This is a genomic window from Thauera sp. WB-2, from assembly GCF_027594845.1.
In the GTDB taxonomy this organism is placed as follows: Bacteria; Pseudomonadota; Gammaproteobacteria; order Burkholderiales; family Rhodocyclaceae; genus Thauera; species Thauera mechernichensis.
The window spans coordinates 2041870-2055948 of sequence record NZ_CP088935.1 but is presented as its reverse complement, the minus strand read 5'-3'; the positions used below and the strand labels follow the sequence as shown (position 1 = coordinate 2055948).

Sequence of the window (14079 nt, the reverse complement as noted above, 5' to 3'; positions counted from 1 at the left end):
CATGCCCCTGCCCGTCATCGACCCCGCGCACTACGAAGCGCAGCTCGCCGCCAAGCTCGCGCGCTACAGCGCCGACTTCGCCGAGTTTGCACTGCCCGAACCCACCGTCTTCCGCTCAGCGCCGCTGCACTATCGCCTGCGTGCCGAATTCCGCCTGTGGCACCACGACGGCCGCATCGACTATGCGATGTTCGACAGCGCCGATCCTAAGCAGCCCATCCTGATCGACAGCTTTCCTGCTGCCGCCGAACCCATCGCCGGCCTCATGCCGCGCCTGCGCGACGCCATCCAGGCCAGCGAGGCCTTGCGCCGCAAGATCTTCCAGGTCGAGTTCCTCGCCACCCTGAGCGGTGAATGCCTGGTGAGCCTTGTCTATCACCGTCCGCTCGACGAGGCCTGGGAGGCCGCTGCGCGCACGCTCGCCGCCGCGCTGGGCATTCAGGTGATCGGCCGCAGCCGCAAGCAGAAGATCGTGCTCGAGCGCGACTGGGTTCAGGAAGCGCTCGTTGTCGACGGCCTGCGCCTGCGCTACCAGCAGTTCGAGGGCAGCTTCACCCAGCCGAACGCTGGGGTTAACCAGCACATGCTGTCATGGGCGCGTGCGCAGGCCAGGGGCCTGGGTGGCGACCTGCTCGAACTGTACTGCGGCAACGGCAACTTCACCGTGGCGCTGGCGCCGCTGTTCGACCGCGTGCTCGCCACCGAGATGAGCAAGACTTCGGTGCGCGCCGCCCACACCAACCTCGCCGACAATGACATCGGCAACGTCACCATGGTGCGCATGGCGAGCGAGGAGATCAGCGACGCGCTGGCCGGTGGCCGCGAATACCGCCGCATGCAGGGCGTCGATCTCGCCGGCTACCGCTTCTCCACCCTTTTCGTCGACCCGCCGCGTGCCGGCCTCGATGACGGCACGATCGCGCTGGCGAAGCGTTTCGACAGCATCCTCTACATCTCCTGCAACCCCGAGACGCTGCGCGCCAACGTGGCTGCGCTCGCCGCCACCCACCGCATCGCGGCGGCGGCGGCATTCGACCAGTTCCCCTACACCCACCACCTCGAGTGCGGGCTGCTGCTGCAGCGGCGCTGAACCTCACCGCGACCCAGGCCCATGTTCCACATCAAGACCCTCGAGCTCGTCCACTGGGACTTCTGGCGGCGCTTCACCCTGCCGCTGGACGCCCAGATCATCACCATCGTCGGCCCCAACGGCTCGGGCAAGACCACGCTGCTCGACGCCCTGCGCACCCTGTTCGCACTGCGCTGCTCGGGCAAGCGCGACTTCCGCCGCTATGTGCGCCGCGCCGACCGCAGCTTCGCCTGGATCCGCGCCGTGGTCGCAAACCAGCCCGGCCACAGCGGCAAGCGCCCCTTCTTTCCCTGCCTGGCCGACGAGGTCACGCTCGCCTGCCGCATCCGCAAGGCTGGCGGCGAATGGATCCGCGACTACACGATCGTCGATGGCAACGTGCCCATCGAGGCGCTCGAACAGACCAATGACTGGGTCGGCCTGCGCGACTACCAGAACCGGCTGGCCTGGGGCGGCCTGACACCGGCCATCACCAAGGTGCTGGCGCTCGAACAGGGCGACACCGACAAGCTGTGCGAATACTCGCCCAAGGCGTTGCTGGAGCTCGTCTTCGACGTCTTCGGCGACAAGGAGGTGCTGGACAACTACCAGGCCGCACGCGAGGAGCAGAAGTCGGCCGAACGCGAACTCGACGAGCTCGGCATCGACCTCGACCGACTCAAGACCCAGGCTGAGGAGAAAAAGGCAGAGGCCAACCGCTTCCTGGAATGGAAGCAGCTCGCCGACGAAGTGCAGGCGCTGGAAGCCGAGATCGTCCCCCGACTCGAGATTGCCGAACTCGAGCGCGAGATCGCCAGCGAACGCGAAGCCCTGCAGCGCGTTGGCCGCGAGCGCGCCGAGAAGCTCGTCGAGCAGCGCGAATCGCGCCAGCGCCTCGAACTGGTGCGGTCCGAGCAGGAAGCCGTGCAGGCCGAGCGCAAGCGCCTCAGGGAGGCGGACAGCGCATCCGAGCAGCACTATCTCGCCGCCCACGACCGCGTGCGCGACCTGGAGAAACTGCTCGCCGAGCGCGACGTGCTGCGCGCCCAGCTCGCCAGCGAGCATGGCGCCGACGCGCTCGCGCTCGAGAAGGAGCACGAGGACGCCGACGCCGCGCTCGCCGGCCTGCGCCGCAAGGAACGCGAACTGCTCGCCGCCTTCGAGGACAAGACCGACACCCTGCGCGGCGAGCGCAACCGCGCCGGCCCGCCGGGCGACGCCGAGGTCGCGCGCTTCCGCGTCAAGCTGACAGCCGAAGGCATCGCCCATCGCAGCCTCGCCGAAGTGGTCGAAGTGACCGACCCGGCCTGGCAGGCTGCGCTCGAAGCCATCCTGCGTCCATACCGCCACCTCATCCTGCTCGAGCGCGAAGGCGACCGCCATGCCGCCTGGGCGATCGGCGAGCGCGAACGCTTCCGCCACTTCATCGTCGCCGAACGCGAGCACGCACCACCGCCGCGCGGCATGAGCTTGGCCGAAGTGGTCGAATTCAGCGCCGCGGTGCCGCGCTGGCTCACCGATCTGCTCAACCGCATCCGCCGCGTCGACAATGCCGAGGCGGCACGCGACCTGCCGCGCGAGCAGGAATGGATCACCCGCGACGGCTACCACCGCGAGCGCCGCGGCGCCCGCCATCTCGGCCGGCCGCAGGAGTTCCACTTCGGCGAGCTCGCCCGCCAGTCGCGCATCGCCGCGCTGCAGGACGAAATCAGCGCGCTCGACAAACAGCTCCAGGCCCTGCGCCCCAAGCTCGACGCCGCCGCCGCGCGCCTCACCACCATCCGCCAGGGCCTGCTCGGCCTGCAGTCGGCACAACTGCTCGCCGCACGCAGCGAGGCCTACGCCAGCGCCGAGGCCGAGCTGCCTGCCGCACGCAAGGCGCTCACCGAAGCCATCGCCGCACGCAGCGACACACGCGGCGAGATGGACCGTCTCTCGGACAAGCTCAACGGCATCCAGATCGAGCTCGAACGCCGCACCCGCGAGCTCAAGGCAGTCGATCTGCGCCTGGCGGACATCGCCCGCGAGCACGGCCCGCGCCGCCACGCCCAGGCCGAGCGCATCGTCAAGCTGCGCCACCGCCGGCACGGTATGGCCGCACACTGGTTGGAGCCCAACGAACTCGCCCTGCTTGCCGACAAGTACGGCGACGCACGCGGCGCGCGACTCCAGCTCGATCGCCTGCGCCGCCACCTCGACGAAGGCGACTGGATCACCGACCCTGCCGTACTGGTCGTGCGCGACCGCCTAGGCGCCGACGTCGCACTGCGCGAGCGCGACTACCTCAACCGCCAGGGCTACTGCACCACCGCACGCCTGCACACCGACAATGCGCGCGCCGCCTACATCGCCAAACTGCGCGCCACGGTGCGCCAGTACGCGAAGAACCTGAAGGCGCTCGGCGAACTCGCCAACGTCAACGTCGACTGCCCCACGCCGCACCTGGAAAACGACGACCTCTCGCTCGCCCAGGCCGGCCTGGAGGTGCGTTTCGACTTCGACCGCAAGGGCGCAGTGGGCCTCAACGACGGCGAGGCCTCGGGTGGCCAGCAGGTCATGAAGTCGCTGATCCTGCTCATCGGCCTGCTCATGGACGAAGCGCGCCCTGGCGGCTTCGTGTTCATCGACGAACCCTTCGCGCATCTGGACGTCGCCAACATCGACCGCGTCGGCACCTTCCTGCGTGCCACCCGTGCGCAGTACCTGATCACGACGCCGGTGACCCACAACGCCAACGTGTTCGCACCCGCGCAGCTCACGCTGGTGACGCGCAAGAAACAGCCGGCGAGCGACTGGGCGCCGCCGATCGGAATCCTGCAGCGCGCAGTAAACTAAGGAGCCTCCCTTACTGCCCGGTCGCCCAAACCCGAAGCCAGCAGAGCAGCCCTCATAGCGGGGAGCTCTGCTGGATGTGCTCAGCGCGTATCGCGGATCGGCCCGAACTCCGCCGGCACCCAGGCGAACCCTTCGGCCTCCGCGCGCATACGCCCCAACCCCGGGAATGGCAGATGCGCCCCGGCAATGCGCCAGCCCTCTTCGACCGCTCGGGCAAACACCGCACGCCGGGTACTGATCGCCGCGTCCTGGTCGGTGTCGAACTCCAGCGCCACTTCCGGATGGCGGAACTGCACCGAGTGGCTGTGCACGACGTCGCCCCACACCAGCAGCTTCTGACCGCCCGAATCGAATAGGTACGAGGTATGCCCCGGCGTATGCCCGGGGGTCGGTATCACCGTCACACCCGGCAACAGCGCGTCATTCCGCCCAAAGCTACGAAAGCGACCAGCGGCCTGGTAAGGCTCGACCGCCTGTCGTGCCATGGTAAAGAATGGTCGGTTGCCCTCCGGCGCCGCCTCCGCGACGGCTTCGCTCAGCCAGTAGTCGACATCCTCCTGTGCAGCCCACACGGTCGCATTCGGGAAGGCGACGCTGCCATCGGCACTCAGCAGGCCACACACATGGTCGGGATGGAGGTGGGTAAGCAGGACGGTATCCACCGCCTCCGGGGCGTAACCGGCGGCACGTATGTTGGCGACGACCTGTCCCAGGGTGGGACCGAAGCAGGCCGCCGAACCTGCATCGACCAGGATCAGACGCTCGCCGGTATGCACCAGGTAAGCGTTGACGGCCGTCTGCACGCCGTCAGTGTGTTCAAGGAACATGCGCGCCAGCAAGGACTGGATCTGCTCGACCCCCATGCCCTTGAGCAATCCGACATGCAGATCGACGAAGCCGTCGTACAAGGCGGTGACTTCGAAGCTGCCAAGCCCAAGGCGATAGTAGCCGGGCACCTGTGTCTTGATCTGGGCTGGAGGCGCGGCAAGAGCGCTCGCCCCGCCAAGCGGAACGCCGCTCAGCGGCGCAGCTGCGAACAAGGCGACGCCGAGTGCGATGCTGGCTGCCGCGCGGGCCAAGGTACCGCGTTGCGACCGCGCCGGTGCCGCTGCGCGGGCGAGGAAGAGGTGTTGAGGCCGCGGCGTACTGCCGTGCCGTGTTGCGGAGGGGGGTAAGACCATTCTTAGCTCCTTTGCATATCCTGGCGGGATTGGAAGCGTAACCCAGTCTCCATCTATTTGGGGACACGACAGACGGCAACCGGGCCGTAGTCGGCGCCGATGTCTGGGCTCCCCATTCGCCACGAGCCCACTCGTTCCCGCGAAGTCGAAAGAAGCAAGCCTCCCACACAGCACCGGCGTGCCGAAGGCTGGGCGCTCAGCCCCGGCTGCGGCGGCGCAGCAGGTAAATATCCATGATCCAGCCGTGGCGGGCGCGCAGCTGCGCACGCAGGCGCACGATCTGGTCCGCGACCTCGCCGAGCGGGCCCGCGACCAGGGCCTGCTGCGCCATGCCGACGTAGGCACCCCACCAGATCTCGATGCCAGCGCCCTCCAGGGTCGTGAAGGCACAGTTGCCATCGAGCATCACCGCCACGGTATCGACGCCGACCGGCCAGCCCTGTTCGCGCAGGCGGCGGCCGGTTGTGATCATGACCGGGGCAGCGACGTCATTGAGCGGGATACGATGCGCCGCGGTGAGCACCTGAAGGCTGGTGATGCCGGGCACCACCGACACGTGCAGCGGGCGCTCGTGCTGCACGTGAGCGGCGATGCGCAGCGTGCTGTCGTAGAGCGAGGGGTCGCCCCATACCAGCAGCGCCACCTTGCCGCCGCCGGTTGGCAGGTGCACATCGATCTGACGCAGCCACTCTGCGGCGATCGCCTCGTGCCAGTCCGCCACCGCTGCCAGGTAATCGCCGTCTGCAGCGCGCTGCGGCAGGTCGAACTCGACGATCCGCACCGGCCCGTCGAGCACGCGGGCGCAGATATGGCGACGCAGGTCGAGCAGTTCGAGCTTGTCCTCGCCCTTGCGCGGCAGCAGGATCAACGCGGCCTGGTTGAGCGCCTCGATCGCCGCCAGTGTCAGGTGTGCCGGATTGCCGGTCCCGATGCCGACCAGCTGCAGCTCGAGCGCCGCGTCAACGTCCTCAACAGCCCGCATGCTGCCTCTCGCCCCGGCCTTCATCCGCCGGCGCTGCCGTCGGGCTGTTGGCAAGCGCCGACTGCGGCCGGAAGCGGCGTTCGTAGTCCGGCGCGTACAGCCGGCTCTCGTCGAAGCCCTCGGCTGCCAGCGCGGGGCCGACCAGGATCAGCGCGGTACGCTCCATGCCCTCATCCACGGCAGCAGCGATGCTCTCCAGCGTCGCACGCACGATACGCTGCTCCGGCCAGCTCGCCCGCCACACCACCGCCACCGGGCAGGCCGGGCCGTAGTGCGGCAGCAAGCTGGCGACGACCCCCGCCAGGTTGTGGATCGAGAGGTGGATGGCCAGCGTGGCGCCGGTGGCGGCGAAATGGCCAAGGCTCTCGCTGGCCGGCATCGCGCTCGCGCGCCCGGGCGTGCGCGTGAGCACGACCGACTGCGCAATCCCCGGCAGGGTCAGCTCGGTCCCCAGGCTGGCAGCCGCAGCCGCAAACGAAGGCACGCCTGGCGTCACCGTGTACGGGATGCCGAGCGCACGCAGCCTGCGCAACTGCTCGCCCATCGCCGACCACACCGACAGATCGCCAGAATGCAGGCGGGCAACGTCCTGCCCGCGCGCATGCGCGGCCTGCATCTCGGCCACGATGTCGTCGAGCGACAGCGGGGCGGTATTGATGATGCGCGCGCCCGGCGGGCAATGGCCGAGCACGGCCTCGGGAATCAGCGAGCCGGCGTACAGGCAGACCGGACATGCGGCAATGAGGTCGCGTCCGCGCAGGGTAAGCAGGTCGGGGGCGCCGGGTCCGGCGCCGATGAAGTGAATGGTCATGTCTGGGATCCTTGGGCGAGCGCACATGTGGCGCTGCGGTCGGGGGAAATGTGCCGCGCGACAAGCAAGCGCGATAGCGGTCCGGCCGTGGCCAGCGCCGCGGCCTCGGCGACACTGCCACAGCCGCGTACGGCGAGGATGCGAAGCGAGCGCGTCGGAGTATGCTGCCCGCGCAAGGCAACTTCATCGACACCGACGAGTCGGGCCCCGAGCGCATCAGCCAGCGGCTCGAGCATGGCAAGGCGGTCGAGCGGCGCCGCCAGCACATCGGGGCCCGGCAGACCGGGGCAGCGTGCACGCACCGTGACCAGTGCCGCGTCGAGCGCGGCCTGCAAGGCGGCAGCAGACGCCCCTGCCCGGCAGCCGAAGCCAGCGACGATCATCGGCAGGTGCTCCACTGCACGACCGGGTAGGCCGACTTCCAGCCCCGGCGACTGCCGAGCGCCGCCGCCTCGGCCAGCTCGATGCGCAGCAGCGTACCGCCATGGACAGCCTGCCACTGTGCGAGCAAGGCCTCCGACTCCAGGGTCACCGCGTTGCAGACCACGCGCGTGCCCGGCCGTAGCCTGGCCCACAAGGCCTCGAGCAACGCCGCCGACAGCCCGCCGCCAACGAATACGGCATCGGGCAAGGGCTGGCCATCGAGCACGGCCGGCGCGCGCCCCTCGATGACCTGCAGGCAGTCGACGCCAAGCGCGCATGCATTGCTGCGCGCGCGCTGCGCACGCCGCGGGTCGGCCTCGAAGGCTGTGGCCGCATTCGCAGGGTGGGCAAGCAGCCACTCGATCGCGATCGATCCCGACCCGGTGCCGATGTCCCACAAATGCTCGCCGGGCCGCGGCGCCAAGGCCGACAGGGTGAGCGCGCGCATCGGCCGCTTGGTGATCTGGCCGTCATGCTCGAACAAGCCATCAGGCAGGCCGCACGCGCGCGGCACCACAGCGTGCGCCTCGGCCGCGGCCTCGATGCCCACCACCACGGGATGCGCCACATCGGCGAATGCGTAGCCTGCGGCAAGGGTGGTACGCGTGCGCTCACGCACGCCGCCGAGGGCTTCGAGCACATGCAGCGTGCTGGCACCAAAGCCTTGCGCCACCAGCCAGTGCGCCAGGCTGGCGACGGCCGCGCCATCGCGCAGGGTGACGAGCATGCGCAGCCTCGGCGCCAACTGCGCGCGCAGCCGGCCGAGCGGCGCCGCATGCAGGCCCACGCAGACGGTGCGCTCCAACGGCCAGCCCAGGCGAGCCGCAGCAAGGCTGAACACCGAGGGCGCAGGCAGCGCGGTCCACTCGCCAACGGCGAGATGGCGCGCAACCACGCTGCCGCCACCCAGGCAGAAGGGGTCGCCCGAGGCCAGCATCACCACCCGCCGGCCACGCAGCGCGAGCAGCCGCTCGATGCCGTCAGCAAACGGCACCGGCCACTCGATGCGTTCGGCATCGGGGCTGGCGACCGCGGGCACGAGGCCGAGATGGCGCTGCGCCCCGATCACGAACTCGGCACCGGCGAGCGCAGCGCGGCTTGCCTCGGCCAGCCCCGCCATGCCATCCTCGCCGACTCCGACGATGGTCAGCCACGCAGGGCTGCGCGATTCATCCATGCCCGATCTCCACCACAAGCCCCTCCCCAGAGTCTCCCCCAAGCACGCTCCCAATGTCCTTGTCCTCGGCGGTACCACCGAGGCCGGCGCGCTCGCTCAAGCGCTTGCCGCAAGCGGCATACGGGCCTGCTACAGCTACGCCGGGCGCGTGCAGACGCCCCGCCCGCAGCCCTTGCCGACGCGCGTCGGCGGCTTCGGTGGCGTCGCCGGCCTGGTGCGCTACCTGGCGGACGAACGCATCACCCATCTCATTGACGCCACCCACCCCTTCGCCGCGCGCATGAGCGCCAATGCGATCGTTGCAGCCCGCCAGGCGGGCGTGCCGCTGATCGTCCTCACCCGCCCGGCATGGACCGCGCAGGCTGGAGACCGCTGGCAAACGGTCGCCGACATGCCGTCCGCCGTCGCTGCGCTTGGCGGTGCACCCCGCCGGGTGCTGCTCGCGCTCGGCCGCATGCACCTGGCCGAATTCGCCGCGCAGCCCCAGCATCATTACGTGCTGCGCCTGGTCGACCCGCCGGCCGCACCGATCCCGCTGCCCGACCACCACGTGGTGGTCGACCGCGGTCCCTTCGATGTCGCCGGCGACCTCGCGCTGCTGCAGCGCCACCGTATCGAACTCGTCGTCAGCAAGAACGCCGGCGGCGAGGGCGCGAGCGCCAAGCTCGCTGCGGCGCGCCAACTCGGCGTGCCGGTGCTGATGGTGCAGCGCCCCATCCTGCCCGCGCGCGCAGAGGTGCACGAGGTGGACGCGGTACTCGCCTGGCTGGGTCACGGCGCTACCCTCGGGGTGGCGCGCGGGGTGTAGAGCAAGGCGCCGGCCGGACGCTGCAGCAGCCGCGTCAGGCTGGAGCCGATGATCACCACGGTGCGCATGTCGGCCATCTCGGCGTGCGCAGCGCCGAGCGGGACCACCTCGAGGTGCTCGTCCGGTGTGCTCACCGCGCGCGCGAAGAGAATCAGGCGATCGTCCGTGCACACCTCGCGCAACACCGCGAGCGTGCGCGCGAAGCCCTCGGGCCTCGACCGCGAGCGCGGGTTGTAGAGCGCGATGGCAAAGTCGGCCTCGACCGCAAGGCGCAGGCGGCGCTCGATCAGCGTCCACGGCTTGAGGTTGTCGGACAGGTTGATGGCGCAGAAGTCATGCCCAAGCGGGGCGCCAGCACGCGCACTGGCAGCCAGCATCGCAGTGATGCCGGGCAGCACCTGTACCTCGACATCGCCCCAGGCGGCCGGCCCATGCTCGAGCGCCTCGCACACCGCGGACGCCATGGCGAACACGCCAGGGTCGCCCGAGGACACGACCACCACCCCACGACCGGATGCGGCCAAGGCCAGCGCGTGCCGGGCGCGCGCCAGCTCCTCGCGATTGTCCGAGGCATGGCGGGCCTGGCCGGCGCGCACCGGCACCCGCTCCACATAGGGGAAGTAGCCCACCACGTCGCTGGCGGCCTCGAGGGCGGCGGCCACCTGCGGTGTCACCAGCGCCTGCCCGCCCGGGCCGAGCCCGGCGATTGCCAGCCAGCCGCTCATGGACGCCGCCCCTGGCCGTGGATGAGCAGGATCGAGAAATACGGCGTGGCATCGCTGGCGTCGCGCAGGCGCGTCACGCGCTCCTCGGGCATGGTCGCGTACTCGACCAGCCAGGCCTCGTCCTCGCGCCCGGCCGCAGCCACTGCGCGGCGCAGCTTGGGCAGGTTGCGTCCGACCTTCATCACCGCGAGCGCATCGGTGTCGCGGATACGGCGCGCGAGATCCTCCTCCGGCAGCGTGGCCATCAGCACGGTGAGCATGTCGTCGCCCCAGGTGATCGGCGTGCCACTCACCGTCCATGCCCCCGACATGCCGGTGATGCCCGGCACCACGCGCACCGGCACCACGCCCTGCAGACGTGCGTACAGGTGCATGAAGGAGCCGTAGAAGAAGGGATCGCCTTCGCACAGCACGACCACGTCCTCGCCGCTGCGGGCAATGGCGTGCAGGCGCTCGATGCATGCCGCGTAGAACTCGGCGAGCAAGGCGTTGTAGCGCGGGTCGCTGAAGGGGATCTCGGTGGTGACCGGGTACTCCATCGCAAACTCGACCACGTCGTCACGCAGCATACCCTCGACGATGCGCCGCGCACGCCCGGCACGCCCGGCCTTGCGGAAATACGCTACATGCCGAGTGCCGCGCACGAGACGGTCGGCGCGGACGCTCAGCAGGTCCTGCGCACCAGGCCCGAGGCCAACGCCATGGATGGTGCCTAGCGCGGTGGCCGCAGCCTGCGCGCCGCCCAGGGTGTCGGCCGGCACGCGTTCCATCACGGAAGGGGTGATCTTCAACATTGTCATTCCTTGCGACTCGCGAGCGCATTGACGGCCGCGACGGTGATCGCGCTGCCGCCCAGCCGGCCACGCACGATGCAGCTCGGCACTGGCAGTGCATCCCACAGCGCATCCTTGGACTCGACCGCGCCGACGAAGCCGACCGGACAGCCGATGATGGCCGCCGGGCGCGGGCAGGCGGTGTCCTCGAGCATGTTGAGCAGATGGAAGAGCGCGGTGGGCGCGTTACCGATGGCCACCACGGCGCCTTCCAGATGAGGCCGCCACAACTCCAGCGCAGCGGCCGAGCGGGTTGTTCTCATGGCCTGCGCCATGCCGGCCACGGCCGGATCGGACAGCGTGCACAGCACGACGTTGTCCGCCGGCAGGCGCGCACGGGTGATGCCCTCCGACACCATGCGCGCATCGCACAGGATCGGTGCTCCGGCGGCGAGTGCGGCCCGCGCACGGACGGCGAAGCCGGGCGAGAACTCGATGAACGGCGCGAGCCCGACCATGCCCGCAGCGTGGATCATGCGCACGGCCACCGGCTCCTCATCGGCATCGAACCGGCCGAGCTCGGCCTCGGCGCGGATCATGGCGAAGGACTGGCGGTAGATCGCCGCACCGTCGGTTTCGAATACATGGGGCATCAATGAACTCCAAGACGCTCGAGCACGGCAGCCGGGCTCAGCCCCGCCGCGTGCACGGGCTCGCCCGGACGGGCATCGAAGGCAAGATCGAAGGCCGTGCCGCGACCGGTCAGGCAGATGGCTGCAGGGCCCGCGTGTGCGCACCCCTTGGCGCAGCCGGAGACGTGGATCAGGCGCGGCGCATCCGCCAGTGCCGCAGGCAGAGACAGGCCACCCTGCGCAGCTGCTGCCGCCAGGCGCAGCGCGAGCGCGCGGGTGTCGACGCCCGCCTGCACGCAATACGGCGCGCCTGCGCAGGCTTCGACCTGCCAGCCGGCTGCCGCCAACGCGTCGCTGTCGGTACAGGCGCTGTCGAGCTTGTGAGAAACACCGGACCGGGCCGCCTCGAGCAGCAGCTGCCGCCAAGGCGTGATCCGCACGGCCTTGGCGCCGCTCGCGACCACGGCATCGGCCAGCGCAGCCGCATCGGCCTGGCCGAACGGCAGGCTGCATACCCACCCCAGCGGATGCGCGCCCGGGGCAAGGCGGGCTGCCGCAGCAGCAGGCAACAGCGCTCCGCAGGCCCAGGCTGGCAGGGGTGCCCGGTGGCGTACCATGCGCCCGGCGGCAGCGCCGCCACTTGCCGCGAACCAGTTAGTGAGGGCGATAAGTGCGTCAACCGCCGCATCGGCAGTGACCTCAACGCCTTGCACCCTCCCTGCGGCGCGCAGGATCAAGCCACCCTGTTCGCCACGCTCGATGCGGAAGTCGCCCGGGTCGCCGAGCAGCCGGGGCGCGTCGCCGGCATCGATCACGAAGCCGACCTTGGCCGGCAGGTCGGGGAGTTCATCCAGGCGCCCCGCCAACTCGATGGCAAGGCGCTCGGTGTCGTCGCCCGCCACCCAATCGGGCGCCACCAGCAGGTTCCGCCGCCCCTCCAGGCGAGCATCGGCGTCGAGCAGGCCGAGCTCGCCGAAGGCGTCGAGCAGCTGAGGCCAGGCCGCTTCGGGCACGCCGCGTACCTGCAGGTTGGCGCGGCTGGTAAGGTCAACCAGGCCGGCGCCATGCCTGCGAGCTGCCGCGCAGATGCCCAGGATCTGGTCGCGGGTGAAGCGGGCGAGCCGCGGACGCAGCCGCAGTACCAGGCCATCGCCCGACATCATCGGCCGCAGCGCGCCCGGGCACCAGCCCTGCACGCGCGGCGCAGCCATCGTCCCGACGCGGGCTCCTGCCAGCGCGGTCGCGTTATCTGTCATCTTCAGTCTGCCAGTTCAGAGGCGGCACGCCTCCAGCGCCGAATCGTCACGCCGCCGGAGGCTGTGCCCGAGCTCAGCGCGCGCCTTCGTACAGGCGCTTGTCGACAGCCATGCTGCCCTTGAGCTGATGAAGCGCCTTCGCCGCGGCGAGCACGCCAAGGTCAACGAGCGGCTCGAGCACGACCACCAGCATGTAGGCAGCACCAAAGCTGAACACATTGCTCAGGTTGTCCGCGCCCACGCCCTGGCCATAGAGCGCCCAGAACGCCACCCAGGCGACGATGCCGCCCTGGTAGGCCAGCGACAGCCTGAACACCTGGCCATAGCTCAGGTCCACGTAGGGCGTGTTCGCTGGGATGATGCGGCGTGCGAGCGCAGCGATGGCAAACAGCGGCACCAGCAAGGTGGTGACGTTCATCGTGTACTGCGGCAGGTCGTCGGGAGCGAAGAACAGCCCCTGGGCGAGTAGCCCGAGCGCCAGGCCGATCGCCGTGGGCGCCGCGCCGAAGAGCAGCAGCAGCGTAGAGCCAAGGATGAGGTGGACCTCGGAAACGCCGACTTCCTGCGTGGGCAGGATCTCGAAGAAGGCGAAGACCAGGGCGGTGGCAAGCACGGCGCGCAGCATGATTGCCGCTGCCCCGTCGCGCTTGACGGCATCCACGACGAGCTTGCCGGCAAAACCGATGGCCGCCGCAGCGGTGCCATAACTGAGCAGGATCTTGCTGCCCTCGACGATACCCGGTTCGATATGCATGATGTTTTCTCCTGATTCAGGCACGGGTGGTGGAACGAAACGTCAGCCGAGGGCCGACGCGAAAGCGGATGCGGACAGATGCTCCGCACCCCAAAGCTGCGCGAGCTGGCGCGCACGACCGAGGGCGAACGGCCCCTCGTCGAAATCGATGACGCTGCAGTGCGTGGCATGTAGCGGGCGCGGCGGCAGGCTGGCAAAACGCACGTCCGACAGCAGCCAGAGATGGACTGTCTCGCCTGCCTGTGCGCCCCGACGCCTGGCGAGCATGCGATCGGCGAGCACCACCGCCGAAGCGGCGGGTGAGCCACCGCCGCCGGCGACGGGCGCGATCCAGCGCGTGTTGAAGGCGACCGCCTTGCGCGGCGGCTGCAGCACGCGCGCCGCAGTGCCCGAGAAGCCGATCACAGCGAGCGACTCGCGCCGCCGGTAGAGCTGAGCGGTCCACGCCAGCAGCAAACCCTTGGCGAGCGCCAGACGGCGCCCCTTCAGCATCGAGCCCGAGCAATCGAGCACCAGGCAGTGCAGGCACGCGCTGCCCACGGGGCGCGGTCGACGACGCAGGTGGGCAGGCTCGAGCGCGCCGACCCCCTTGGCGGCAAGGCTGCGCGGCCAGTCGATGCGGCCACCGGCAACGCGCCACCCGCGTGCACGCC

14 protein-coding genes are annotated in these 14079 nt (G+C 70.0%); 3 read left to right on the top strand and 11 right to left on the bottom strand.

Annotated features, from left to right (window positions below; translation table 11 throughout):
• Position 1 precedes the first annotated feature (1 nt).
• The gene (trmA, locus tag LQF09_RS09365) at positions 2-1090 is read left to right on the top strand and encodes a tRNA (uridine(54)-C5)-methyltransferase TrmA (RefSeq protein WP_270069780.1); all 1089 of its coding nucleotides are present in this window, start codon (positions 2-4) and stop codon (positions 1088-1090) included.
• Between the two features lie 21 nt (positions 1091-1111).
• Complete coding sequence (locus tag LQF09_RS09360; protein ID WP_002927868.1) at positions 1112-3904, top strand: AAA family ATPase; 2793 nt, start codon at positions 1112-1114, stop codon at positions 3902-3904.
• Between the two features lie 80 nt (positions 3905-3984).
• Here the strand turns inward: LQF09_RS09360 and LQF09_RS09355 are convergent, their stop codons facing one another.
• The 5 genes from LQF09_RS09355 to cbiE all read right to left on the bottom strand — a co-directional run bounded on the left by LQF09_RS09355 (position 3985) and on the right by cbiE (position 8478).
• A complete protein-coding gene (locus tag LQF09_RS09355; RefSeq protein WP_157354507.1) occupies positions 3985-5085 on the bottom strand; it encodes an MBL fold metallo-hydrolase in 1101 nt (366 codons plus the stop codon).
• Between the two features lie 196 nt (positions 5086-5281).
• The gene (gene cobF, locus LQF09_RS09350) at positions 5282-6067 is read right to left on the bottom strand and encodes a precorrin-6A synthase (deacetylating) (protein ID WP_270069779.1); all 786 of its coding nucleotides are present in this window, start codon (positions 6065-6067) and stop codon (positions 5282-5284) included.
• Positions 6054-6878 (bottom strand): precorrin-4 C(11)-methyltransferase, encoded by an 825-nt coding sequence (cobM, locus tag LQF09_RS09345; protein WP_002927859.1) that lies wholly within the window; start codon positions 6876-6878, stop codon positions 6054-6056. Before cobM ends, cobF begins: the two co-directional genes overlap by 14 nt.
• Positions 6875-7261: a cobalamin biosynthesis protein gene (locus tag LQF09_RS09340; RefSeq protein ID WP_270069778.1), complete on the bottom strand. Its 387-nt coding sequence runs from the start codon at positions 7259-7261 to the stop codon at positions 6875-6877. The genes cobM and LQF09_RS09340 overlap by 4 nt, the downstream gene beginning before the upstream one ends.
• Positions 7258-8478 (bottom strand): precorrin-6y C5,15-methyltransferase (decarboxylating) subunit CbiE, encoded by a 1221-nt coding sequence (cbiE, locus tag LQF09_RS09335; protein ID WP_270069777.1) that lies wholly within the window; start codon positions 8476-8478, stop codon positions 7258-7260. The genes LQF09_RS09340 and cbiE overlap by 4 nt, the downstream gene beginning before the upstream one ends.
• Between cbiE and LQF09_RS09330 the strand changes: the two genes are divergently transcribed.
• Positions 8477-9286: a cobalt-precorrin-6A reductase gene (locus LQF09_RS09330; protein ID WP_270069776.1), complete on the top strand. Its 810-nt coding sequence runs from the start codon at positions 8477-8479 to the stop codon at positions 9284-9286. The genes cbiE and LQF09_RS09330 overlap by 2 nt on opposite strands.
• Here the strand turns inward: LQF09_RS09330 and cobJ are convergent.
• From cobJ to LQF09_RS09300, 6 genes are all read right to left on the bottom strand, one after another.
• The gene (gene cobJ, locus LQF09_RS09325; RefSeq protein WP_270069775.1) at positions 9250-10011 is read right to left on the bottom strand and encodes a precorrin-3B C(17)-methyltransferase; all 762 of its coding nucleotides are present in this window, start codon (positions 10009-10011) and stop codon (positions 9250-9252) included. The two genes, LQF09_RS09330 and cobJ, sit on opposite strands and share 37 nt — an antisense overlap.
• Entirely contained in the window at positions 10008-10805 is a 798-nt protein-coding gene (gene cobI, locus LQF09_RS09320) for a precorrin-2 C(20)-methyltransferase (protein WP_002938647.1), read from the bottom strand. The genes cobJ and cobI overlap by 4 nt, the downstream gene beginning before the upstream one ends.
• A 2-nt stretch (positions 10806-10807) precedes the next feature.
• Positions 10808-11437, bottom strand: a complete 630-nt coding sequence (locus LQF09_RS09315; RefSeq protein WP_002938645.1) for a precorrin-8X methylmutase — start codon at positions 11435-11437, stop codon at positions 10808-10810.
• A complete protein-coding gene (locus LQF09_RS09310; protein WP_270069774.1) occupies positions 11437-12672 on the bottom strand; it encodes a cobalamin biosynthesis protein CobG in 1236 nt (411 codons plus the stop codon). The genes LQF09_RS09315 and LQF09_RS09310 overlap by 1 nt, the downstream gene beginning before the upstream one ends.
• 73 nt (positions 12673-12745) lie before the next feature.
• Complete coding sequence (locus LQF09_RS09305; RefSeq protein WP_002938641.1) at positions 12746-13426, bottom strand: energy-coupling factor ABC transporter permease; 681 nt, start codon at positions 13424-13426, stop codon at positions 12746-12748.
• Positions 13427-13468: 42 nt separating this feature from the next.
• Positions 13469-13966, bottom strand: coding sequence for a vWA domain-containing protein (locus LQF09_RS09300; RefSeq protein ID WP_270069773.1), 498 nt, complete (start codon positions 13964-13966; stop codon positions 13469-13471).
• Positions 13967-14079 lie beyond the last annotated feature (113 nt).

Excerpts from the sequence above, each read along its gene's own strand:
- LQF09_RS09340 (WP_270069778.1), bottom strand. The coding sequence starts at position 7,261 with ATGATCGTCGCTGGCTTCGGCTGCCGGGCAGGGGCGTCTGCTGCCGCC.
- LQF09_RS09330 (WP_270069776.1), top strand. The coding sequence starts at position 8,477 with ATGCCCGATCTCCACCACAAGCCCCTCCCCAGAGTCTCCCCCAAGCAC.
- LQF09_RS09360 (WP_002927868.1), top strand. The coding sequence starts at position 1,112 with ATGTTCCACATCAAGACCCTCGAGCTCGTCCACTGGGACTTCTGGCGG.
- cbiE (WP_270069777.1), bottom strand. The coding sequence starts at position 8,478 with ATGGATGAATCGCGCAGCCCTGCGTGGCTGACCATCGTCGGAGTCGGC.
- LQF09_RS09310 (WP_270069774.1), bottom strand. The coding sequence starts at position 12,672 with ATGACAGATAACGCGACCGCGCTGGCAGGAGCCCGCGTCGGGACGATG.
- cobM (WP_002927859.1), bottom strand. The coding sequence starts at position 6,878 with ATGACCATTCACTTCATCGGCGCCGGACCCGGCGCCCCCGACCTGCTT.
- cobI (WP_002938647.1), bottom strand. The coding sequence starts at position 10,805 with ATGTTGAAGATCACCCCTTCCGTGATGGAACGCGTGCCGGCCGACACC.
- cobJ (WP_270069775.1), bottom strand. The coding sequence starts at position 10,011 with ATGAGCGGCTGGCTGGCAATCGCCGGGCTCGGCCCGGGCGGGCAGGCG.
- LQF09_RS09315 (WP_002938645.1), bottom strand. The coding sequence starts at position 11,437 with ATGCCCCATGTATTCGAAACCGACGGTGCGGCGATCTACCGCCAGTCC.
- cobF (WP_270069779.1), bottom strand. The coding sequence starts at position 6,067 with ATGCGGGCTGTTGAGGACGTTGACGCGGCGCTCGAGCTGCAGCTGGTC.
- LQF09_RS09355 (WP_157354507.1), bottom strand. The coding sequence starts at position 5,085 with ATGGTCTTACCCCCCTCCGCAACACGGCACGGCAGTACGCCGCGGCCT.
- trmA (WP_270069780.1), top strand. The coding sequence starts at position 2 with ATGCCCCTGCCCGTCATCGACCCCGCGCACTACGAAGCGCAGCTCGCC.
- LQF09_RS09305 (WP_002938641.1), bottom strand. The coding sequence starts at position 13,426 with ATGCATATCGAACCGGGTATCGTCGAGGGCAGCAAGATCCTGCTCAGT.